The sequence below is a fragment of the Oscillospiraceae bacterium genome, from assembly GCA_034925865.1.
GTDB lineage: Bacteria > Bacillota > Clostridia > Oscillospirales > SIG627 > SIG704.
Genome location: JAYFRN010000009.1, coordinates 39,810 through 61,727 on the forward strand (window position 1 = coordinate 39,810; position 21,918 = coordinate 61,727).

21 protein-coding genes are annotated in these 21,918 nt (G+C 44.1%); 14 read left to right on the forward strand and 7 right to left on the reverse strand.

Features of this window, described 5'->3' with window-relative positions; all coding sequences use genetic code 11:
* The first annotated feature begins 4 nt into the window (after window positions 1-4).
* The 11 genes from VB118_05420 (at window position 5) to thrC (ending at window position 11,230) form a co-directional block, all read left to right on the forward strand.
* Window positions 5-1,438 carry a polysaccharide deacetylase family protein gene (locus VB118_05420; protein ID MEA4832040.1) on the forward strand — a complete coding sequence of 478 codons (1,434 nt, stop codon included), beginning with the start codon at window positions 5-7 and terminating at the stop codon, window positions 1,436-1,438.
* A 22-nt stretch (window positions 1,439-1,460) separates the two neighbouring features.
* Window positions 1,461-3,134: an AMP-binding protein gene (locus VB118_05425; GenBank protein ID MEA4832041.1), complete on the forward strand. Its 1,674-nt coding sequence runs from the start codon at window positions 1,461-1,463 to the stop codon at window positions 3,132-3,134.
* Window positions 3,135-3,179: 45 nt separating this feature from the next.
* Entirely contained in the window at window positions 3,180-4,046 is an 867-nt protein-coding gene (locus tag VB118_05430; GenBank protein ID MEA4832042.1) for a sugar phosphate isomerase/epimerase family protein, read from the forward strand.
* A 342-nt stretch (window positions 4,047-4,388) separates the two neighbouring features.
* Window positions 4,389-5,066 carry a hypothetical protein gene (locus tag VB118_05435; protein ID MEA4832043.1) on the forward strand — a complete coding sequence of 226 codons (678 nt, stop codon included), beginning with the start codon at window positions 4,389-4,391 and terminating at the stop codon, window positions 5,064-5,066.
* Window positions 5,067-5,075: 9 nt separating this feature from the next.
* Complete coding sequence (locus VB118_05440; GenBank protein ID MEA4832044.1) at window positions 5,076-6,299, forward strand: cofactor-independent phosphoglycerate mutase; 1,224 nt, start codon at window positions 5,076-5,078, stop codon at window positions 6,297-6,299.
* A gap of 215 nt (window positions 6,300-6,514) precedes the next feature.
* Window positions 6,515-6,856, forward strand: coding sequence for a 50S ribosomal protein L19 (rplS, locus tag VB118_05445; protein MEA4832045.1), 342 nt, complete (start codon window positions 6,515-6,517; stop codon window positions 6,854-6,856).
* Window positions 6,857-6,951: 95 nt separating this feature from the next.
* Complete coding sequence (lepB, locus tag VB118_05450) at window positions 6,952-7,539, forward strand: signal peptidase I (protein MEA4832046.1); 588 nt, start codon at window positions 6,952-6,954, stop codon at window positions 7,537-7,539.
* Window positions 7,540-7,541: 2 nt separating this feature from the next.
* Window positions 7,542-8,411: a ribosome biogenesis GTPase YlqF gene (ylqF, locus tag VB118_05455; GenBank protein MEA4832047.1), complete on the forward strand. Its 870-nt coding sequence runs from the start codon at window positions 7,542-7,544 to the stop codon at window positions 8,409-8,411.
* A gap of 123 nt (window positions 8,412-8,534) precedes the next feature.
* Window positions 8,535-9,158 (forward strand): ribonuclease HII, encoded by a 624-nt coding sequence (locus tag VB118_05460; GenBank protein MEA4832048.1) that lies wholly within the window; start codon window positions 8,535-8,537, stop codon window positions 9,156-9,158.
* A 21-nt stretch (window positions 9,159-9,179) separates the two neighbouring features.
* Entirely contained in the window at window positions 9,180-9,584 is a 405-nt protein-coding gene (locus tag VB118_05465; GenBank protein MEA4832049.1) for a YraN family protein, read from the forward strand.
* Between the two features lie 170 nt (window positions 9,585-9,754).
* On the forward strand, window positions 9,755-11,230 hold the full coding sequence (thrC, locus tag VB118_05470) for a threonine synthase (protein MEA4832050.1): 1,476 nt from the start codon (window positions 9,755-9,757) through the stop codon (window positions 11,228-11,230).
* Window positions 11,231-11,266: 36 nt separating this feature from the next.
* Here thrC and VB118_05475 read toward each other — a convergent pair whose 3' ends face one another.
* On the reverse strand, window positions 11,267-11,470 hold the full coding sequence (locus VB118_05475; protein ID MEA4832051.1) for a DUF1540 domain-containing protein: 204 nt from the start codon (window positions 11,468-11,470) through the stop codon (window positions 11,267-11,269).
* Window positions 11,471-11,569: 99 nt separating this feature from the next.
* Between VB118_05475 and VB118_05480 the strand changes: the two genes are divergently transcribed.
* Entirely contained in the window at window positions 11,570-12,331 is a 762-nt protein-coding gene (locus VB118_05480; protein ID MEA4832052.1) for a metallophosphoesterase, read from the forward strand.
* Window positions 12,332-12,431: 100 nt separating this feature from the next.
* A complete protein-coding gene (locus tag VB118_05485) occupies window positions 12,432-13,691 on the forward strand; it encodes a hypothetical protein (protein MEA4832053.1) in 1,260 nt (419 codons plus the stop codon).
* Between the two features lie 174 nt (window positions 13,692-13,865).
* Here VB118_05485 and ruvX read toward each other — a convergent pair whose 3' ends face one another.
* The 3 genes from ruvX to VB118_05500 are packed head-to-tail and all read right to left on the reverse strand — an operon-like array spanning window position 13,866 to window position 15,944.
* Entirely contained in the window at window positions 13,866-14,288 is a 423-nt protein-coding gene (gene ruvX / locus VB118_05490; protein ID MEA4832054.1) for a Holliday junction resolvase RuvX, read from the reverse strand.
* A 2-nt stretch (window positions 14,289-14,290) separates the two neighbouring features.
* Complete coding sequence (locus VB118_05495; protein MEA4832055.1) at window positions 14,291-15,655, reverse strand: PFL family protein; 1,365 nt, start codon at window positions 15,653-15,655, stop codon at window positions 14,291-14,293.
* 19 nt (window positions 15,656-15,674) lie between these two features.
* On the reverse strand, window positions 15,675-15,944 hold the full coding sequence (locus VB118_05500; protein ID MEA4832056.1) for an ACT domain-containing protein: 270 nt from the start codon (window positions 15,942-15,944) through the stop codon (window positions 15,675-15,677).
* A 164-nt stretch (window positions 15,945-16,108) separates the two neighbouring features.
* On the opposite strand from VB118_05500, the gene yajC reads away from it, so the two are divergent.
* Entirely contained in the window at window positions 16,109-16,459 is a 351-nt protein-coding gene (gene yajC, locus VB118_05505; protein MEA4832057.1) for a preprotein translocase subunit YajC, read from the forward strand.
* Between the two features lie 51 nt (window positions 16,460-16,510).
* Here the strand turns inward: yajC and pyk are convergent, their stop codons facing one another.
* The 3 genes from pyk to VB118_05520 all read right to left on the reverse strand — a co-directional run bounded on the left by pyk (window position 16,511) and on the right by VB118_05520 (window position 21,870).
* On the reverse strand, window positions 16,511-17,932 hold the full coding sequence (gene pyk, locus VB118_05510) for a pyruvate kinase (GenBank protein ID MEA4832058.1): 1,422 nt from the start codon (window positions 17,930-17,932) through the stop codon (window positions 16,511-16,513).
* A 191-nt stretch (window positions 17,933-18,123) separates the two neighbouring features.
* Window positions 18,124-18,693 carry a hypothetical protein gene (locus VB118_05515; protein ID MEA4832059.1) on the reverse strand — a complete coding sequence of 190 codons (570 nt, stop codon included), beginning with the start codon at window positions 18,691-18,693 and terminating at the stop codon, window positions 18,124-18,126.
* Window positions 18,694-18,822: 129 nt separating this feature from the next.
* Window positions 18,823-21,870 carry a glycoside hydrolase family 2 TIM barrel-domain containing protein gene (locus VB118_05520; protein ID MEA4832060.1) on the reverse strand — a complete coding sequence of 1,016 codons (3,048 nt, stop codon included), beginning with the start codon at window positions 21,868-21,870 and terminating at the stop codon, window positions 18,823-18,825.
* Window positions 21,871-21,918: the final 48 nt, after the last annotated feature.

The following is a 21,918-nucleotide window of genomic DNA, read 5'->3' on the forward strand; positions in this document are numbered from 1 at the left end:
AATCATGAAAAAGAATTCAATCAATCATATAATCGCATTAATACTGTGTCTGGCTTTGGTCTTTTCGTACCTTTGTTCATGTGATATCGGCAATAATATACGTGATAAATATGCCGGCGAAATGTGCAATCAGGGGAATAAATCCCTATTTTGTGATAATTACGGAGTGTTTTTTGCATCGACGCTTAAGCTGACAGGTGAAAACGCTCCGACAGCAACCATAATCAAAAGCAGCGACGGAAAGCTGTACGCCGCATATCCGCAATTTACCGCCGCGTCACTGACAGACACGGTCAAATCAGAGATTGACGGCTTTATATCCAAAGTAAAGCTTCCGGAAAACGATCAGAAAAAGCTTGATTATACCGCAGAGGTTTTTTCGAACTATATCAATTTCACGTTCGCTTTAACTTCATCCTCAGCAAAAGATGACCGCGTATTCATGTTTTGCCTTGATACAAGTTCCGGAACGATTCCTTCTCTCAAAGCTCTTTTCAAATACGAGAAATTCGCCGAAACACTGTATCCTTACATTAAAAGCCAGATATCCGGGAACAGTGCGTTTTCAGGTCTCTATGACAGTGAAAAGCTCGCTTCATTCTGCGAAACTAAATCCGAAATAAAGTATTTTCACCGCACTGCCGCCGGAGCCACCTTGTTTTTCGATGATTCTACATTTGCCGGCGAAGGCAAAACATTAAAGCTTTTCATATCAAACAGCGTTCTTGACACCGCAGGCAAACCCGGAGGAACAGATAATTACAACCCTGTTGTTGACAACAACGAAAAAGTGATTGCTCTTAGCTTTGACGACGGTCCCAATCCGCTTCAAACACCCAGACTTCTTGATATGATTGAGAGATACGGCATAAAAGTTACCTTTTTCCAAATAGGTGAACAGATAGGTTCAAAGGATGGCAAAGTATTTCCAGAATCAAAAAAGATTTTGGAACGTCAGATTTCACTTGGCTGTGAAATAGGTAATCACTCATATACTCACGCGAATTTTAACAATATCACGGATGCGGAAGCAAAAAAAGAGCTTGAGCTGACAAGCTCTTTGATTACCAGCGCATGCGGAGAATATCCGATTCTCTTTCGTCCGCCAGGAGGAAACATAAAAAACAAAAAGTCTCTCTGCACGGAGCTTGGATATTTCATTATCAACTGGGCCGTAGATACAGAAGACTGGAAGCTTAAAAAGCTTGCGACCGAAGAAGCCACGGCACAAATACTTCAGACCGTCAAATCAAACGCGAAATCCGGAAGAATAATACTCATGCACGACCTCTATAAAAACTCGGTAGACGCAGCGGAGCATGTGATAGAATACCTTCTTTCGGAGGGCTATCGCTTTGTAACAATAAGCGAACTATGCGATCTCAGAAACAAAACACCGGACGGTCAGGTAATATTTAACCGATCAAGTCTGGCATAAAATAATTCAGGAGTACCATCAGATGGAAATGATGTATAAACGTTTTTTGGAAACCGAAAAAACCGGCCCCAACGGAGAGCTGATCGATTTTAAATGGAAAAAGCTCGAAAGCTTTAATTTTGCTTATGACGTTGTGGATGTCATAGCAAAGGAAACACCGGATAAACGCGCCCTGCTGTGGGTAAATGACAAAGGCGAAAAACGCAATATAACGTTTTCGGAGCTTTCCGAAAAAAGTGATGCGCTTGCCGCGTTTCTTATGTCTAAGGGCATTAAAAAGGGCGATAAAATCATGCTCGTTATGAAGCGTCACTATGAATACTGGTATTCATACCTGGCTCTTCATAAAATAGGAGCGGTGGGCATACCGGCCACGAGTCAGCTTTTAGCAAAGGATTATATATATCGCTTTGAGCTCGCGGATGTTGCCGGAATTATCGCGACAGGCGACGGCCAGGTCGCCGAATATATCGACGAAGCGGAAAGCCATTATCATCCGATATTAAAAATATTGAACAAGACAAAGCGAACCGGCTGGTACAATTTTCAGTCAGCGATCGATTCCGCGCCAAAATTCATAAAACCTGCTCCGGACGAGCTTCCGAAGCCCGATGATACGATGCTTTTGTATTTCACCTCGGGTACCACCGGAATGCCGAAAATGGTAATGCACGATTTTATGTATCCGCTCGGTCTTACTCCGATGGCGCTTTACTGGCATAAGGTTGTTCCGGGCGGCCTTCATATCACGGTCGCCGAAACCGGCTGGGCAAAAGCGGCATGGGGAAAAATGTACGGCGCATGGATGGCCGACTGTGCGTTTTTCGTATATGACCATGACAGATTCCACGCTGCCGATCTATTGGATGTCATAACAAAATATAAAGTCACGACTTTTTGCGCTCCTCCCACGATTTATAGATTCATGATTCAGGAAGATCTCACAAAATACGATTTCTCGCATCTTACTCACGCGTCAATAGCGGGTGAAGCGCTGAATCCTGAGGTTTTCAATCGTTTTTATAAAGCCACAGGTCTTAAACCTATGGAAGGCTATGGCCAGACAGAGCTTGTGCTCGTTGCGTCCACGCTTTTCTACATGGAGCCTAAGCCCGGATCAATGGGTAAAGCAGTTCCGTATCTTCCGCTTGACATTGTTGACGACGACGGCAACACAGTCGACAACGGCGTCAACGGCGAAATAGTCTTGAGATGCACTCCTTCTGATAAACAATACGGAATATTCAAGGGTTATTATAAAGACGAAGAAATGACGAATTCCGTATGGCAAAACGGAATGTATCACACCGGCGATATCGCATGGCGCGATGAGGACGGTTATCTTTGGTTCGTCAGCCGCAAGGACGATGTCATAAAATCAAGCGGATACCGTATAGGTCCGTTTGAAGTTGAAAGCGTCCTTATGGAGCATCCCGCCGTTGTGGAATGCGCGGTCACCGGAGCTCCGGATCCGGTCAGAGGTCAGGTTGTGAAAGCGACTGTCGTTCTAGCCAAGGGATACGAACCCACGGAAGAATTGAAAAAGGATATTCAGAACTATGTCAAAACACACACCGCTCCATATAAATATCCCCGCATAGTTGACTTCGTAGACAGTCTTCCCAAAACTATCAGCAGCAAGATCCGCCGTGTAGAAATCCGTGAATCCGACAAAGCAAAATCATATTCAGACTGAAATTTCAATAAAATCAAAATATTGTCATAACTTTTGGAGGAAAAAATGAAAATATCCGTAACTACCTATAGCTTCGGTTCGCTTATAGCCGAAGATGCGCTCGGACTCAAGGGCATGATGGAAAAGATAAAGGAATTCGGCGGCGACGCAATCGAGTATTCAGTTTCAAACCGTCCATATGACGAATTTATTGAATACGGCAAAAAAGCTAAAGCGGCATCGGAAGAAGCCGGGATAGATACCGCCGCATTCTGCACCGGTGCCGACTTCATAAACGGAAGCAACGGCAGCCTTAAAGACGAAATAAAACGCGTTCAACAGCTGGTTGATGTGGCCGAAGCCTTCGGCGCAAGAGTTATGCGTCACGACACCGCTTACGGTTTTTCAGATAGCGTCAAATCAAAGAGAAGCTTTGACAGCGCGCTTCCCCGCATAATCGAGGGCTGCAGAGAGGTGACAAAATATGCCGAGCAAAAAGGCATAGTCACCTGCACCGAAAATCACGGATACTTTTCACAGGACGCCGACAGAGTGGAAAAAATCATCGACGGCGTCGGCGAAGACAATTTCGGCTCACTTGTAGACTTCGGAAATTTCCTCTGTGCTGACGGAGATCCTGTAAAATCAGTCGGTCTTCTCGCTCAATATGCACGTCATGCGCATGCAAAAGACTTTTATTACAAGCCGGGCTATCTCGACAACCCCGGCGAACAATGGTTTCAAAACCGCAACGGCAACTATTTGAAAGGTACAATCATCGGTCACGGCGTCGTCCCGATCCGCCAGTGCATAAATATTCTCCGTAAAAACGGATATGACGGATATGTCACAGTCGAATTCGAGGGCTACGAGGACAGACTCGACGCAATAAGAATAGGCATTTCCAACCTCAAGAGGTTTATGGCTGAATAACTCGTCACTTACGCTTAAGAGAAAAGGCTCTGATATAAGGGCCTTTCTCTTATAAAACAATATTATTAATCGCCTTTTAATAATAAATTGCCAACTTTAAAATCGCAGAATAGTCTGCGTACCTGAGTTACCCTTATACTATTCGGAACACCATTCCGAATAGTATTAATAAATTTTTATGCAGACTTCCCTATTCTGCCTTTAAGAATTATTTGAAAACTTTAATTTTCTCATTTGAACTTTTTTAAAAGCCCCGGGATTTTACGCGAAAATTCTCCAAACGGGGGTTTCGGGGAAAGCGCCCGGATTGTAATATTATTATTATTAAAACGGAGGCGGGTCATGTCCGGAAAAAAATCGCACGGAGCGCAGCTCACATATAAACAGACGTTTACACTTGTTATATGCTGTATTGTTGTTCTGGCTCTTTTGGGAACGGCCGCGGCCGCTCTGATAAAATATAAAAATGATAACGGCTTTTGGTTCTGGGAACGTTTTTCCGCACCGGAGAATACCGGCGGTCCTTCCGTAGAATACTACGAAGCGAATTATGATGAAAACATTTTTGAAGACAAGGACTATATGTCGCTTGTCAGAGACATATATTATACAACCGGCGGATATACCGAACTTCTTGACAAAGCCGGATGCGAAAGCAAAGGCAAAGACGCCGTATTTTTTCGCGAATTTTTTGACGCCATAATATCCGGAGACGCGGATACCTATAATACGTTTTTCATGAAGAACTATTTCGAAACTAATGAAAAAGATGACAGCTTCACAATGCAGCGCATATACGATATTTCTGTCACCGTTCGTGAAGACACCGAAACAGAGCTGAATGGCGCCAAAATAAAATGCAGCAATTATATCGTTTCGTATAAAATCATGAAGAATAACGGAACTTTCAGGCTAGGTATTCCCAGCGATACCGTAAAGCCACAGCTTTATAGATTAATTGAAGAAAACGGCAAGCTGAAAATTCACAGCATATTAGAAATTAAAACAATTTATGAATAGGGATAAAAAATGAAATATCTCGTAATGCTTGGCGACGGCATGGCGGATTTGCCTGTTCCGTCGCTCGGCGGCAAGACACCGCTGGAAACAGCTATAAAACCTGTTATGGATTATTTGGCCGCACACGGCCGAGGCGGCCTAGTTAAAACTGTTCCCGACGGAATGGTTCCGGAAAGCGACACCGCAAATCTTGCCGTTCTCGGATACGATCCGCTTATATACTCGAAGGGACGTTCTCCCCTTGAAGCGATGAGCATAGGTCTTTCCATGGCTCCAGATGATGTCGCTTTCAGATGCAACCTCGTCACAATATCAGATGACGAACCGTATGAATCAAAGATCATGCTCGATCACAGCGCCGGCGAAATCACAACAGAGGAAGCTGACGAGCTGATACGCTCGCTTGACGAATATTTTGGAAACGATGTAAGGCATTTATATACCGGCGTCAGTTACCGCCATTGCATGATATGGAAAAATCCTCCCGGATCCGATAAATCCGAACGCATATATGATTTTTCGCGCCCGCATGATATTCTTGGCAAGCCCATAGGCGAATATATTCCGAAGGGATCGATTGGCGGCGAATACGGCATGATGTATCCAGAAAGCTATAAACTGCTGATAAATCATCCGGTAAACAAGAAGCGGATTGGACGCGGTCTTCGTCCGGCAAACTCCATATGGTTATGGAGTCCCGGGAAAAAGCCCGCTCTTCCGAGCTTTAAAGCGCGTTTTGGCCTTGACGGAACGGTTATTTCAGCCGTGGATCTTATAAAGGGGATTGCAATATGCGCCGAGCTTAAGGCACCGAGCATACCCGGAGCAACGGGAACGGTCAACACCAACTACGAAGGGAAAGCACACGCGGCTATACACGCGTTCAATTCCGGAGACAGCTTTGTTTATATTCATGTTGAGGGTCCGGACGAATGCGGCCACCGTGCCGAAATCGAGAACAAAGTCAAAGCTATCGAGCTGATAGATTCTAAAATTTTATCTCCGGTTAAGAATTATCTTGACAGTATGGGCGAGAGATACCGCATACTTCTGCTTCCGGATCACCCGACACCTCTCTGCCTTCGCACGCACACGCGTGAACCCGTCCCGTTTGTCATATATGACAGCGACGATATAAACGCTTCCGGAATTTCATCTTTTACGGAAAACTCCATGAAGTCAGGTGAATTCGTGCCTGAGGGGCAAAAGCTTATAAATATGTTAATCGGTTGAAAACCGATGCGGTTGAAAACCGATGCGGTTTATTTATAAGTGTTTGAACAAATTGCAAATTTTACTGTTTTTTGAAAATTGTAATTGATTATTTTATAGCTTTATGCTATACTTACGCTGTTATGGTATGGATCGAAGCAGTCCTCTGCCGGTCTCAGCATGAATGCTTCATGTCCTTTCCGAAATTTATATATTCTGAAAGGAGAAGCCTTATAATGGATCTTTTAAAGGCTTTGACAAAAGAGCAGCTCAAAGAGAGCGTTCCCGTATTTGAAATCGGAGACACCGTCCGCGTTCACAACAAAATCAAGGAAGGCGCCAAAGAAAGAATTCAAATGTTTGAAGGCACCGTGATTGCGAAGAGAAACGGCGGCATTTCTGAAACCTTCACCGTCAGACGAGTAACTTACGGAGTCGGCGTTGAAAAAACATTCCCGCTTCATTCCCCGAATGTCGCGAATGTCGAGGTAATTCGCCACGGTAAAACCCGCAGGGCAAAGCTCTATTATCTGCGTGACCGCGTCGGCAAGTCCGCCAAGGTTAAAGAGCTTATATAACAGAGCTTATATAAGCGCCAATAGCGAAAACGCTATCATTACCGAAAGGGGCTTTGTCAAAAAAGTCCCTTTCGGTTATTTTTCGGAGATAATTTATGACACAATCCACGTTCATGAAGCCTATTAACAACAAAAAATTCAATCCTGTCGCAGATTTTTACGACTGGATCGAAACATTTTTATATGCGCTTGCTCTCGTTGTCCTGATGTTCACATTTCTTTTCAGATTTGTGACCGTTGACGGCGAATCCATGACGCATACCCTTAAAGATAAGGATTATCTTATTATATCCGATCTCGATTATAAACCAAAAACAGGAGACATCATCGTATTTGACGCAATGAAATACAACGGAGGCGTAAAGCCTCTTATTAAACGCGTCATCGCCACCGAAGGTCAGACAGTCGACATTGATTTTGACACATGGCAGGTATATGTAGACGGCGTTCTGCTGGACGAGCCATATGTCAGACGGGAAACCACCGGAAGAATGGAAGACGGAGATCGCGCCGATATGTATCCGATCACAGTTGATAAAAACTGTGTCTTCGTTATGGGAGACAATCGCAATGGATCCCGCGACAGCCGAATGTCTAATGTGGATCAAATCGACACACGTTATATTCTCGGAAGAGTTCTTGTCAGGTTTTTCCCATTTGAAGCCGCCGGAAAGGTAAACTGAGAATGCCATCAAATCAAATTCAATGGTTTCCCGGTCACATGGCAAAAACACGGAGGCTCATTTTAGAAAATTTGTCATCCGTAGACATAATTCTTGAAATTCTTGACGCCAGAATACCGTATTCTAGCAAAAACCCCGAAATCGACCGCATGATCGACATAAAACCGCATATCATTATTCTAAACAAATCATCGCTTGCCGACAGCCACGCAACCTCCGTTTGGATATCATATTACCGCAAAGCTCTGCAAAATGAAATCTCTGTAATAGCGGCAGACTGTATTACAGGCGAGGGCTTTTCATCGATAGCATCCGAAATCAGGCGGGTTTTATCAGATAAAATCGAACATTTAAAGCAAAAAGGTGTCGAGCGACCATTGCGCGCTATGGTCGTCGGAATTCCCAATGTCGGGAAATCAACCATCATCAATAAAATGACCGGAGCCAAAAAGGCCGCAGCTGAAAACCGTCCCGGTGTCACACTGACAAAGCAATGGGTAAGGACAAAGGATGGCTTTGATCTTCTGGATATGCCAGGCGTACTCTGGCCGAAATTCGAAGACAAAACGGTTGGCGAAAATCTCGCCGCAACAGGCGCGATAAAGGACACTCTGATTTTTTCAGATGAAATTGCGCTCACACTGATCGGAAAGCTTAAAAAAGCATACCCAGAGCTTCTCAATAAGAGATACAAGATTACTGACGAAGAATTTGCCGGATCAGAAGATAATTACACGTTGTTTTGCTTGATAGCAAAAAAGCGCGGGCTATTGATCTCAGGCGGAGAGCCTGATACGGATCGCTGCGCCGCAATGCTTCTTGATGAATTCCGATCCGGAAAGATCGGGCGGATTACGCTCGAGTTTCCATAAGTCTCAAACCAAGCAGATTCCTGACGAAACAATTTAATATAACGTGTTATTACATGCTGGCAATGTCAGTTTTGCCTGGTTCCGATCCGAATCATGACGCCAAATTCTTTTACGGAGGTCAATATGGATTGGTTTTTTCAGAACAGCATCGTTCCCGAAGGCTATTCTGTCGTCTGCGGACTTGACGAGGCCGGACGCGGCCCCCTCGCGGGACCGGTTTATGCCGCGGCGGTTATCCTTCCGCAGAATCTGACGATACCCGGTCTTGATGATTCAAAACGTTTATCTGAAAAAAAGCGTGACGAGCTTTTCGAAGTGATAAAGGCTTACGCCATTGATTGGGCAGTCGCTCATGCAGAGCCCTATGAAATCGACATGATGAACATCCTGAATGCGAGCATGCTTGCCATGAAGCGCGCTACATCGCTTTTGCGTGTCAGGCCGCAGCTTTTGCTTGTCGACGGAAATATCGCACGGGGCTTTGACATTCCGGCTATTCCGGTAGTAAAAGGTGACGGCAAGCTTCCGAGTGTTGCGGCCGCTTCTATTCTTGCCAAGGTGTTACGTGACCGATTTTGCGAGGAGCTTGACAAACAGTATCCAGAATATCATTTTGCGCAGCATAAGGGATATCCGACAAAAGAACACCGCGAGCTTATAAAAAAGTTTGGGCCCTGTCCGGCTCACCGCATGACTTTTCTCAGAAATATAATAGGCGAAGAATCCGACCAGCTCCTTTTATCATGAATATTTGATATTGCTATTAATATGAATAAATCAAAAAAAGCCTTCGGCAGCGAAGGAGAAGCGCTGGTTCGTTCGTACCTGATAAAAAATGGATATGAGCATATAGCTTCTAATTATACTGTAAAAGGCGGCGAAATTGACCTTATAATGATGAAGGACGGCGTCATCTCTTTTATAGAGGTAAAAACCCGCACACTTGAAAGCGCGATGAAATTCGGGCGTGGCGCATCCGCCGTAAACGAGAACAAACGCCGCCGCATTGCTTATTGCGCCGGGCGTTACATATTCGAAAATCCGTCGTTATGTGAAAACGTTCAATTCAGATTTGACATTGCAGAGCTTTACCGCGACAAAAGCGGAAAGCTTTTTTTCAGGCATTTTGAAAACGCGTTTTTTGCGCAGCCGGATAACTCAAAATTGATATAGCCTTCCATACGCATTTTATGCAATCCAATTATGAGTTCTGTATTAAAACCGAGCAGAATTCACCAATAATTTGTTTTTTGACAATCTGATTCAGCCATCATTATGTATTAAAGCTACTATATGTTTAATTTAAATTTTGATTCCCCAAAAATCACAAAGAGGATTTGTAAATGAAGTATATAAGCACACGCGGAGGATGCGACGGCGTATCGAGCGCATATGCAATCAAGAAAGGGCTTTGCGCAGACGGCGGTCTGTATATGCCGGAAGCTATTCCTCAGCTGACCGCTCAGGAATTGAAGGAGCTATGCGGTAAAGATTATGCCGGACGCGCCGAGGCCATACTCAACAAGTACCTTGACGATTTCGGCCCGGAGCTGATTCATTCCCTTTGTCAAAAAGCATATTCACCCGAACGTTTCGGAAATAATCCCGTACCTGTGATACCGGTAGGCGACAGACTTTCGGTAATGGAATTATGGCACGGCCCAACCTGCGCGTTCAAGGATATGGCCCTGCAGATGACACCGCTTCTTTTATCCAACGCGCTCGCCATTACGGGAGAAAAGCGCACGGCCTGCGTTCTCGTTGCTACTTCCGGCGACACGGGAAAGGCCGCACTGGAAGGTTATCGGGATGTTCCGCAGACCAAGATCATAGTTTTTTACCCCAAAAATGGCGTAAGCTGTATGCAAAAGCTTCAAATGGACACACAGGAAGGAAACAATGTCGCCGTATATTCGATAAACGGAAATTTTGATGATGCCCAAAGCGCCGTTAAAAGTATCTTTTCAGACGCAGAGCTTAATAAAGCAATTGAAAATACCGCTTTCCTTTCAAGCGCCAATTCAATAAACTGGGGTCGTCTCGTTCCTCAAATAGCTTATTATGTATCTTCATATTGCGATCTTGTTTCATCCGGGAAAATTTCTATGGGCGAAAACGTAAACTTCGCCGTTCCGACGGGAAATTTCGGCAATATATTCGCCGGATATCTCGCCAAGCGCATGGGGCTTCCCATACGTTGCCTCATCTGCGCGTCAAACACAAATAACATTCTCTCCGATTTTTTAAAAACCGGCATATACAACCGCGAAAGGCGATTCTATCAGACAATGAGCCCTTCGATGGATATATTGATTTCCAGCAATCTCGAGCGACTTCTTTATCTGCTTGCCGGCTGCGAAGAAACGAAGAATTATATGACACTTCTTAGCACTCAGAAAAAATACAGCGTTTTATCCTGTGTAAAAGCAAAGCTTGACAAGACGTTTTTCGGCGGATGGTGCGATGAATCAATGACCGCTCAAACCATTAAAACAACTTTTTCTGAGTATAAATATTTATGCGATCCTCACACGGCGGTTGCTATGAAGACCGCAAGAGAATATATGCGTCAAAGCGGAGATTCATCATATATGGTGGTCGCCTCCACCGCGAGCGCTTATAAGTTCCCCGCAAGCGTATATTCGTCTCTTACAAATAAATCGGTATCCGACGAATTCGAAGCAGTCAAGCTGCTATCTGAATTTACGGATACCGAAATACCGAAGCCGATTGCTTCGCTGATATCTAAGTCTATACGCTTTAATGAAACTCTGTCAAAAGAGTCTATGAGCGCCGCCGTGCTTAATCTGCTCGGTTAAGCTGACAGCTCCCGACATCATCGCGTATCAGACGCGTTATGGCTTTGTGCTTTTCGGCTTGAAAGTCGAACAGACCGTCTCCGTACTGCACTGAGCACTGTACGGACCTACATTTATTTTTTCCGCCGTACAATAACAGCCGTCCTCATTATATGAACAGTTATTCACATCGCAGCTTATACCTTTGATATGCCTTGAAATATCATTTCTTGATTCCGTGTCATTTTTTGAATTTCTCATTGAATTCATCGTTTATCTAATACTCCTTTGTTTTTTAATTTGCACAGCGTTATTATTTCACTCATACAGGTTACTTATTCATGATATCGCGAGGTAAAAATGTCGCTTTTTGTTTTATCAGATCCTCATCTTTCGCTGTCCGGCGAAAAACCGATGGATGTTTTCGGCGGTATGTGGAGTAATTATACAGAAAAGCTAAGTGAAAACTGGAATCGCACTGTTTCCGCCAGTGACACCGTTATAATACCGGGTGACATTTCATGGGCAATGACCGCTTCCGAAGCGCTTGAGGATTTTAAGTATATTGATTTTCTTCCCGGAAAAAAAATTTTAATGCGCGGAAACCACGATTATTGGTGGGCGACATTGTCAAAGCTGAATAATTTCTGTTCGGAAAACGGCTTTGAGAGCATTTCATTTTTACATAACAACGCCATGCGAATTGAGAATTTTATCATTTGCGGTACACGCGGCTGGATTTGGGAAGATAAAATGAGTGATGACGACACAGCAATTCTGCGCCGGGAAACTTTAAGGTTTCAAATATCGCTTTCCGAAGCAAAAAAGCTTTTCTCATCCGCATCTTCGGAAAATACCGGTTCACATATTGAAAAAATTGCTTTTTTCCATTATCCTGTTGTAACCGGTGCCGAAAAACGTAATCCTCTTGTCGATCAAATCAAGGAAGCCGGGATAACCCGGGTATACTGCGGTCACCTTCACGGTCCTTCTTTCACGAATGCCGGCCTTAATCCGTATCTGTCGTGTGAAGGCATTTCATTCTATCTCTGCTCCGCGGATTATCTCCGATTCGAGCCTTTATTAATAAAACCGGCTTATAATAAAAATCTCTTAATATGAAAAATAAGCAAAATTTCGACATTTAATATTGACTTATTCAGCATAAATATATATAATGTATATTGTTGCAATTTTACTGTCAATCGAAAGGATTATTTAAATGAAAAACGCCGCCGGCAAAAAAGCCGTGAACAAATCGGCCATTACGATTAACGTTATAAGCATTCTTCTCTGTGTCTTTATTATTTCCGTCGTTGTAACTGCAATTCTGAACAGATCCGATATATTCTCGACAGACGAATTCAAAGATATCATGAAAAGTTATCTCGGCAAGGTTCCTGCCGCGATAACCGAAACCGATCTGGACACTGTCAAGGCGGTTGTCATTTCAGATACAAAGCTCTACCTTGGCGGAGAAGATTTTATTAACGCCATAAAAAAGAACGATTCGCTCGCCGACGGCGAAGAAGAAGTCTCTATTTCAGACCTTTACAAGGAATATGACCTTAAAGCACCGATTGATAATTTTAACGACATTAAGCTTTTTAAGCATCTTGAATATCTCAGCATTTCTGATGTCGCGTGCTTCAACGGATTCTCCGATATTGAATCTTTTAAGGAGCTTTATTTCCTTGGAATTTCCGATTACACGGTTTCCTCTCTTGAACCTCTTAAGGATTATCCCGCGCTTCGTTCGCTTTCACTCAACAAGATCGGCAATTCCGACCTTTCAGTAATCGGTTCTTTGACCGACCTTATTTCCCTTTCCTTCACAAGCAACGAAGCCGAAGATATTTCCGGTATTTCCGGTTTGAAAAATCTCCGCACGCTTTATATTAACGATAATAAGGTCACCGATATTTCAACAGTTTCTAAATTCTCCTCTCTTGAAAATTTTGATTTTGACTCCAACAGCGTTTCGGACATATCATCTCTTTCAAGTCTCGACAAGCTTGTTTATGTTTCATGCAAAAAAAACAAGATAACAGATATATCCGCTCTTTCCGGTAAGAAGAAGCTTAAAAATCTCGATGCCTCTGAAAATGAAATTTCAGATATTTCCGTACTTAAGGATTCGACCGCTATGCAGGTTCTGTCACTTGCAGACAATAAAATTTCAGATCTCACCGCCGTCGGAAAAATGACAGAGCTGCTGCAGCTATTAATTGGCAACAACCTTGTTGAAAATATCACGCCTCTCAAGACCTGCACAAAGCTTTATTATCTGACCATAGAAAAGAATAAGGTTACGGATTGGACAGCCCTCGATGCCTTCGGCGATAAAATATATGTAACCGGCAAGGATGATCAGCTCACCGACGAGAAGCCTTCAACTACGGAAGAGCCTTCGACAACTGGAGAGCCTTCCACAACAGATGAAACTCCCGTAACGACGGAAGAACCCTCGACCACGGATTGATCTACACTATAATTAACAATAACCGCAGGCAACGCCTGCGGTTATTGTTAATTTGGCAATTATATGTTCACCGCTTAAAGAGAAAGAGCTCTGGTATATTGGCTTTTCTCTTAAGTAACAATTATTAACGCCCGAACTGGCTCTGACCAATCCGGGTTGATTCCTCGTATTTTTTTAATTTCTTTTATTCTTTTTCGCGTCTATATAGCTCTGTAAAATGAGCTGAGCCGAAAGCGTGTCGATGACGCGCTTTCTTTTTCTGCCCGAAATACCCGTTTCATTTAAAAGCTTATGAGCGTGCATAGTCGAAAATCTCTCATCGACGAGCTCTGTTTTGACCGGACATCTTTCATTTACCATTTTTGCAAATGCACGCGATTTTTCGGCTTTTTCTCCCTGAATCCCGTCCGTTCTGATTGGGAGCCCGATCAGTATCAGCTCTGCTCCTGTATTAGCCGCCTCCAATACTGTTTTATCGGCGGCATCGCGCATTCCGGTTACATCAATCGTCTTTAAACCGAACGCAATGGTTTCATCCCTGTCACATGAAGCGAAGCCCACATGAACCTCGCCCAGATCAACACATAATATCTTCATAATCAGTTTTTAAGGCTCTGCAGCGGCGCGGGTACTCTTCCCCCTCTGCCTATAAATACCTCAGGTGAAGCGGTGTTGACCTTCATAACCGGCGCGATGCCTAAAAGCCCGCCGAATTCCACCATATCTCCTACAGATTTTCCGTATGCTGGGATAAGCCGCACTGCGGTTGTTTTAGTGTTTACAACACCGATGGATATCTCATCGGCGATTATGCCGGAAATGACTGCTTCCGGTGTATCTCCCGGAATTGCGATCATATCAAGTCCGACCGAACAGACTGCCGTCATTGCCTCGAGCTTTTCGATCGTAAGGCAACCGCTTTTTGCAGCGGTTATCATTCCCGCGTCTTCACTCACCGGAATAAAAGCTCCCGAAAGCCCTCCGACGTGGGACGAAGCCATAACGCCGCCTTTTTTCACCGCGTCATTCAACAGCGCGAGACATGCTGTCGTGCCGCAGGCACCGCATGTTTCAAGCCCCATGGCTTCAAGCACATGAGCGACGGAATCTCCTATCGCCGGAGTCGGCGCGAGAGAAAGATCAACGATGCCAAACGGTACACCCAGTCTTTTTGATGCCTCGCATGCGACAAGCTGACCGACTCTTGTAATTTTAAAAGCGGTCTTTTTGATCACATCCGCGATTTCGGTTATATTACAGGCGCCGGCCTTTTTTATTGCGCTGCTTACGACTCCCGGCCCGGAAACGCCGACGTTTATAACTGTGTCAGGTTCTCCGATGCCGTGAAAAGCTCCGGCCATGAATGGATTATCATCCGGAACATTCGCGAAAACCACAAGCTTTGCGCAGGCTATCGAGCCTTTTTCGCGTGAAACATAAGCCGCTTTTTTGATTATGCCGCCCATTTGAGCGACAGCATCCATGTTTATGCCCGCCTTTGTCGTGGCGACATTCACGCTGGAACACACATAATCTGTCTCGGTAAGCGCATACGGTATAGATTCGATCATTTCGCGCTCTCCAAGCAAATATCCCTTTTGAACAAGCGCGGAATATCCTCCGATGAAATTCACTCCCAATGTTTTTGCGGCTTTGTCAAGCGTCATGGCAATTTTAATATAATCGTCTGAGGAAACATTTCCGCCTATAAGCGAAACCGGCGTCACAGACACGCGTTTGTTAATTATCGGAATACCGTATTCCTTTTCAATTTCCATGCCAGTCTTCACAAGGCGACCGGCGCAGCGGGTTATCTTATCATATATTCTTTCGCATAACACATTGATGCTGTCTGCCCGGCAATCAAACAGTGAAATGCCCATTGTTATCGTGCGGATGTCAAGATGCTCGCCGTCGATCATATTAATCGTTTCGAGGATTTCATCCTTGTTTATATTAATCATTTAATGCTTCTCCGAAAAATCAGATTTTGTGCATCGAGTTGAATATATCCTCGTGCATGGTGTGTATCATGACATTTTTCATTTCGCCTATATTTGACATTGAGTCCACAAAATCCGAAAACGGAACATTCAGCCCGTCAATCTCGACGAGCATTATCATCACGAAATAATCCTTTAATACGGTTTGTGATATGTCAATAATATTTACCCTGTTTGCGGCGCATTCGCTGCTTACCGCGGCAATAATGCCAACGGCATCCTTGCCTGTTACTGAAATTACAGCTTTCATATGAAACCTTTCATGTAAATGTATTTTATCCCGGAATATTAAAATTCAACTTGTTATCTACTATTGAAGCTGATATACCGCTGTATTCAAAAAAACCAGTTGCATTATATACGATTTTACTGTATAATGATAAACGTTAACATAATACTATACGGAGGACTTTTATGATATTTTTATTGGAAGACGCCGCTGCGGCAGTTGATCCCGCATACAACTCCGGTCAGCTCTGGGTCACGATCGGCACCTTTGCCATCGTAATCGCGTTTTTATATTTCGGCATGATACGCCCCCAGAAAAAGCAGGAAAAGCAGGTCACTGAGATGAGGAATAATCTTCATGTCGGCGATGAAGTATCAACCAACGGCGGACTTATCGGCAGAATCGTAAAGATCAAGGACGATATTATCACTCTTGAAACAGGTACCGATAAAACAAAACTTAAATTCTTTAAATGGGCTATACGCTCTGTTGAGATACCCATTGACGCTCCTGCGGAAGAAGCTCCTAAAAAATAAATAATTACGCTGTCAAGGCTCCTCCGTGAAACAGAGGAGCCTTTTTTGCAGTTATTTAACGATTTCGACCTTTAAAGTATTAGTGCTTCCCGGCGTGTCAAGAGGGATGCCGGCGGCGATTACGACATGGTCGCCGGAAGCCACGGCGTCAATCAGCTTAGCACAGTCAATAGCGTGAAGAAAAAGCTCGTCCGCTGTGTGCTGGTATCTGGCGAGTACGGGAAAAACTCCCCATGACAGTGCAAGCTGGTGAAATGTCTTTTCAACCGGAGTAGCGGCAATTATAGTTTCGCGTGGACGGAATTTTGACATTCTTCTGGCTGTCTGCCCATATTTCGTCAGGGCGATTATCGCCTGAGCCTTAATATCTTTTGCAAGTGTGCACGCGGCGTCGCAAATGGCATTTGTCGTATCCGAGGTGTCCATATCATAGCTTATATTATCATATATCCCGGCTTCAAACGCGTCAAATTCCGCCTGTTCGGCAATTTTAGACATGACGCGCACAGCGTTTACGGGGAATTTACCGGCCGCTGTTTCGCCCGATAGCATAACCGCCGACGTTCCGTCAAAAACGGCGTTGGCAACGTCGGTAATTTCGGCACGGGTCGGACGGTAATTATTTATCATTGATTCGAGCATCTGGGTCGCCGTTATTACCATCTTTCCGGACTGGTAACACTTTTTAATAAACTTTTTCTGTAAACCCGGCAGTCTTTCGTATTCTATTTCTACTCCCATATCACCTCTGGCGACCATTATTCCTTCAGAATAATCCAATATTTCGTCAAAATTCATGACGCCTTCAAGGTTTTCGATTTTTGATATTATCTTGATGTCATGTCCGCCGTTATAATTGATAAATTTTCGCAATGCTATAACGTCATCCTTTGATCTGACAAAAGAAGCGGCTATAAAATCGACATCGTTTTTGATACCGAACAATATGTCGTTTTTATCCTGATCGCACAAATACGGAATATTTATATGTATGTGCGGTATATTTATCGATTTATGGTTTTTGATCACTCCGCCCTGAATCACGGTGCAGGTAATTTCACCGCCGTTTATCGATTCAACACGCATTTCAAGATTTCCATCGTCTATAAGTATTGTATTCCCGGGAGAAAGAGAATCGGCAAGGCACGGAAACGAATACGATGCGCCGTTTTCATCGCCTTCGATATCACGTGAGGTAAGAAGGAAGCTTTTGCCGCTTTCCACTTCGGCACAGCCGTTCTTAAAATTTTTAAGCCTTATTTCGGGGCCCTTCGTGTCAAGCATTATAGCCAGTGATACGCCTTTTTCTGTTCTCAGCTGTTTTAATGTATTGATATTTTTAAGGTGATTTTCGTATGTGCCGTGTGAAAAGTTGAGACGAGCGACATTCATTCCGCTGTCTATCATATCGGACATTATTTTTATATCAGAGCTGGCGGGGCCGATAGTGCAGACAATTTTTGTTTTTCTCATATTCAGATAAAATCCTTTTTGCGGCTGCGCCGCTGCTTTTATTAACTCGGCAATTAAATAAATACCGCTTAAAGAGAGAAAAGACTCTGGTTTATGGACTTTTCTTTCTTATGAGACACAACTTATTTAATTGCCGTTTTAATAATTATATAAAAAACCGGAAAGCAAATTTTGCAAATGCCTGAATTATATTAATATGTTGCTTCGTAATAATATAGCTTGTCGGCTATTTTTTCGGTATAGTAGGTCACATCAGAGGATTTATAAATGAATCCTCCATCGCTTTTAATCAGCTCAACTGAAAAATCACTCAGAAATACAGGGACATCCGTAACAGAATAATACACGCCGAAATAATATCTCCCGCTGCCTCCGCAGCTGAATTCGCATACCGAATAATTTTTACCGGAATTCGCCGCTATCGACACTACGCCGCATGTTTCGAGAACTGTCCTGACATTCTCGCTGTCAATAGCAGAAATGTTTTTATTTTTACCGTCGACAACATCAGCGCGGTACAAGCCATTGATAGTTTTGTCTTCGATCGGGTATTTGTCGGTCGAGGAGATATATACATCGGATTTATATGCTAAAACCTCTTCGGCGCATTTTATAAGTTTTTGTCTGTTGTCAATACACTCGGATATGATTTTCCCCCTGTCGGGCGTATATGTTTCAAACCCGCAGGAAACGAAAATTAATATTATTGCAAGAATGGATACGATGGCAGCAACACGGTTTATATAAGAATGTTTACTCATTTTTTTGGTCATACCTTTCCGCCGGACCGCAAATTTGTGGCGGCTTCGGCTTGCTACCGTAAACAATTATATCATAATTTTTTTAATGATGCAACCGATATCATCAGAACATGAATTATGACATATCTCTTACATATTCAATATCAATCCGTGTTTTCCTTCTATACGGACTCCAAAGGATATGTGCTTTTCGGTTATACGGTATCTGGGATCCAGCTTAGGACCGCACGAGTTGCTTCCTATCCCCGAAACGCGGTAGTCGGCGGAAATATATATATTTCCATCAGATCTAAGCTCCTTATTATGAGAAGCAGAAGAAATTGCCTCCGGCGAATACGGCAAAGCATTGAACGAAAACGATTGTGTTTCAGAGCACGGCGTTATTTTCATGCCTGTTCCGTATACGTCTTTTACTGCCGCATATCGGACTCCGAAATGGCTTCCCGTCTCCTGCGGCTTTATATAAGGAATAAAATTATCCTTCACATCGGATGCGAAAAGCCCCATGCGGGAAGCAAGCCTTTTATCCTCGTAGCTTTCATACGGTCCCATGCCGAAATATTCCATCCTTCCGTTTTCACCCGGAGACACAAATTCAAAGCCGAATCTCGGAAGAAACGGCGCATCGGGAGAAATATCGGCTTCTGCCAAAATCAACGCGGAGCCGTCAGCAGAAACTTCAGTAATGAGATGTGCTTTCAGGATATACGGTTTTGTCTCGCACAAAAGTGATATTTCAGATGAAAAGGCGACAGAGCTGTCGCCGCAATGAATCATGCTTACTCCATGAACACGTTTCCTGGCTTTGTCAAATCCGAAGTGTTTCCATTCGTTGACTATATTGCGGTCGTTGTCTGTCGGAGCGCGCCAGATCTGAAGCTTTACAGGGGCACAGATTAGCTTCTTGCCTTCATATGTCAGACGCGTGATCATTCCCCCCGACTCGTCAAAGACATATTCCGCCTCCCCTGCCTTTATTACTGTCAATAAATTGTCGTCGCCGCGTGCAACCGTAATACATACCGTATTTCCGTATACAGTCAAAGACGCGTCTGATAATTCAGGGACGGATTTCAAATGCTTTTGATATGAGCAGATGCCTTCGCCCGGAGCGCGCCACTCCCGGCCTTTTTCTTCCAGTAAAAAAATGTTTAAATAATATTCGCCGACATCCTTCATTTCCGGCATGGGTGGCAATCTGTATACGGCGCTCCCCAGAGCGGGGATTTCAACTTCGTATATTCGTGTTTCGTATATTTTTAAACCGTTTCTTTCCGCATTTATATAGAGAGACACACCGTCAAGCGATGTGAAATACTTTTTCGATACAATCGTAAGCTCATTTACGGCTTCATCATACATGAATTTCACGGGTGCGTATGCCTGTTTGGCTTCCAAAAATCCGGTATGAGGCGTCCTGTCAGGGAACACAAGCCCGTCTACACAAAAATTTCCGTCGTTCGGAAAATCTCCGAAATCTCCGCCGTAATTATATTTCTCGCTTTCCCGCGGATAAATCAACGCGTGATCGCAGAATTCCCATATACAGCCGCCGAAAAACCTGTCGTTATTTTCTATCTCAGCCCAGTAAGCGGCAATATCTCCCGGTCCGTTGCCCATGGCGTGACAGTATTCGCACATAAAATAAGGCTTGTCAAATTTCGGATCGGATAAATAGCTTCTGATCATTTCTATTGACGGGTACATAGTGCTTTCCAAAGGGGAAAGCGAAGTAAATTCGTCCGAATAACGCAGGCAGCTGCCTTCGTAATGGATAATAGCCGACATATCACGCGAGAGAATGTAATCGCGCATGGCATAATGGTTCGCTCCGCAGCCTGATTCGTTGCCGAGCGACCAGAAAACGATGCCGGCGCGGTTTTTATCGCGTTCGTAAAGCCTTTGAGCACGATCAACAAATGCGTTTTTCCATTCCGGCGAATCTGACAGCTCATTCCATCTTCCGTCAGTCTGCATTCCATGCGCTTCGAGATCGGCCTCGTCGACAAGGTATATTCCGAGCTCGTCGCACATCTCTGGCAAGCGCGGATCCGGAGGATAATGTGATGTACGGATCATGTTCACATTAAAGCGCTTCATAATCAGCAGGTCGCGCCGCATATCCGAAACAGAAACTGCGTAACCGCGCAGCGGATCTGAATCGTGGCGGTTCACGCCCTTTGCTTTTACATAGCGACCGTTGATCATGACCGCTCCGCCGACGATGCTAACTGATTTGAAGCCGATACGCTGAAGTATAATCTCATCCGAATGAGTTATATACAAATTATATAAAACCGGAGATTCGTCGGACCATGGTGACACACCCGGAAGAACAATCGATATACTTTCATTTGGCGGGCATTTTCCGCTCCAGAGAACTGCCCCGTTCTGGTTTTCGAGGACAATCTCGGAAGCAAGCAAAGATGCGGGACATGATTTGAGTTCTATCGTCAGCTTTCCGAGCGGAAGATCTCCGTCATCGTCGTAATCGGTTTTGATTCTTACATCGGTAATATGCTCCTTTGCGTGCGCGAGAAGATACACATCCCTGAAAATACCAGACAGCCTCCACATATCCTGATCCTCGAGATAACTGAAAACGCACCACTTCATTACGATTACCGTAATACGGTTTTCTCCGGATTTGACAAACGGAGAAACAAAAAACTCGGATGTGGAGTGGCTTACCGTGCTGTATCCGACATATCTGCCGTTAATGTAAAGATAATATGCGCTCGAAACTCCGTCAAAATTGATATAAAGCTCTCTGGACGTAAAATCAGCTCCGAGCGTGAATACGCGCGAATATGCTCCGACCGGGTTGTTATCCGGTATTTCCGGCGGATTTACCGGGAAAGGATACTGCATGTTTAAATATTGCGGAACATCACCGGGGACCGGATGCGAAATCTGCCAGCAGGAAGGGACATTGAGCTTTTCACAGCTGCATATATCTTCGCATGATGAATCAAACCCGTTTACAACCGAATCCGGAACCGATTCTATCCGGTCATAATGGCAGAAATCCCATTCACCGGACAGTGATTTAAAATACGCGCTGTCTTCGCGCGGAGCCCCTGGAACGGGCTTTTTTTCAAACGGAATAAAATACGCTCGGGGAGGCAGTGTGTTTTCGTGCAAACATGACAGCGACTTATGATTGAAAAGCTTCATAATATTCGCCTTTCTTTTTAAGGAACCTCTAATAACTAATAATTACAA

Excerpts from the sequence above, each read along its gene's own strand:
- VB118_05420 (MEA4832040.1), top strand. The coding sequence starts at position 5 with ATGAAAAAGAATTCAATCAATCATATAATCGCATTAATACTGTGTCTG.
- VB118_05425 (MEA4832041.1), top strand. The coding sequence starts at position 1,461 with ATGGAAATGATGTATAAACGTTTTTTGGAAACCGAAAAAACCGGCCCC.
- VB118_05430 (MEA4832042.1), top strand. The coding sequence starts at position 3,180 with ATGAAAATATCCGTAACTACCTATAGCTTCGGTTCGCTTATAGCCGAA.
- VB118_05435 (MEA4832043.1), top strand. The coding sequence starts at position 4,389 with ATGTCCGGAAAAAAATCGCACGGAGCGCAGCTCACATATAAACAGACG.
- VB118_05440 (MEA4832044.1), top strand. The coding sequence starts at position 5,076 with ATGAAATATCTCGTAATGCTTGGCGACGGCATGGCGGATTTGCCTGTT.
- rplS (MEA4832045.1), top strand. The coding sequence starts at position 6,515 with ATGGATCTTTTAAAGGCTTTGACAAAAGAGCAGCTCAAAGAGAGCGTT.
- lepB (MEA4832046.1), top strand. The coding sequence starts at position 6,952 with ATGACACAATCCACGTTCATGAAGCCTATTAACAACAAAAAATTCAAT.
- ylqF (MEA4832047.1), top strand. The coding sequence starts at position 7,542 with ATGCCATCAAATCAAATTCAATGGTTTCCCGGTCACATGGCAAAAACA.
- VB118_05460 (MEA4832048.1), top strand. The coding sequence starts at position 8,535 with ATGGATTGGTTTTTTCAGAACAGCATCGTTCCCGAAGGCTATTCTGTC.
- VB118_05465 (MEA4832049.1), top strand. The coding sequence starts at position 9,180 with ATGAATAAATCAAAAAAAGCCTTCGGCAGCGAAGGAGAAGCGCTGGTT.
- thrC (MEA4832050.1), top strand. The coding sequence starts at position 9,755 with ATGAAGTATATAAGCACACGCGGAGGATGCGACGGCGTATCGAGCGCA.
- VB118_05475 (MEA4832051.1), bottom strand. The coding sequence starts at position 11,470 with ATGAGAAATTCAAAAAATGACACGGAATCAAGAAATGATATTTCAAGG.
- VB118_05480 (MEA4832052.1), top strand. The coding sequence starts at position 11,570 with ATGTCGCTTTTTGTTTTATCAGATCCTCATCTTTCGCTGTCCGGCGAA.
- VB118_05485 (MEA4832053.1), top strand. The coding sequence starts at position 12,432 with ATGAAAAACGCCGCCGGCAAAAAAGCCGTGAACAAATCGGCCATTACG.
- ruvX (MEA4832054.1), bottom strand. The coding sequence starts at position 14,288 with ATGAAGATATTATGTGTTGATCTGGGCGAGGTTCATGTGGGCTTCGCT.
- VB118_05495 (MEA4832055.1), bottom strand. The coding sequence starts at position 15,655 with ATGATTAATATAAACAAGGATGAAATCCTCGAAACGATTAATATGATC.
- VB118_05500 (MEA4832056.1), bottom strand. The coding sequence starts at position 15,944 with ATGAAAGCTGTAATTTCAGTAACAGGCAAGGATGCCGTTGGCATTATT.
- yajC (MEA4832057.1), top strand. The coding sequence starts at position 16,109 with ATGATATTTTTATTGGAAGACGCCGCTGCGGCAGTTGATCCCGCATAC.
- pyk (MEA4832058.1), bottom strand. The coding sequence starts at position 17,932 with ATGAGAAAAACAAAAATTGTCTGCACTATCGGCCCCGCCAGCTCTGAT.
- VB118_05515 (MEA4832059.1), bottom strand. The coding sequence starts at position 18,693 with ATGAGTAAACATTCTTATATAAACCGTGTTGCTGCCATCGTATCCATT.
- VB118_05520 (MEA4832060.1), bottom strand. The coding sequence starts at position 21,870 with ATGAAGCTTTTCAATCATAAGTCGCTGTCATGTTTGCACGAAAACACA.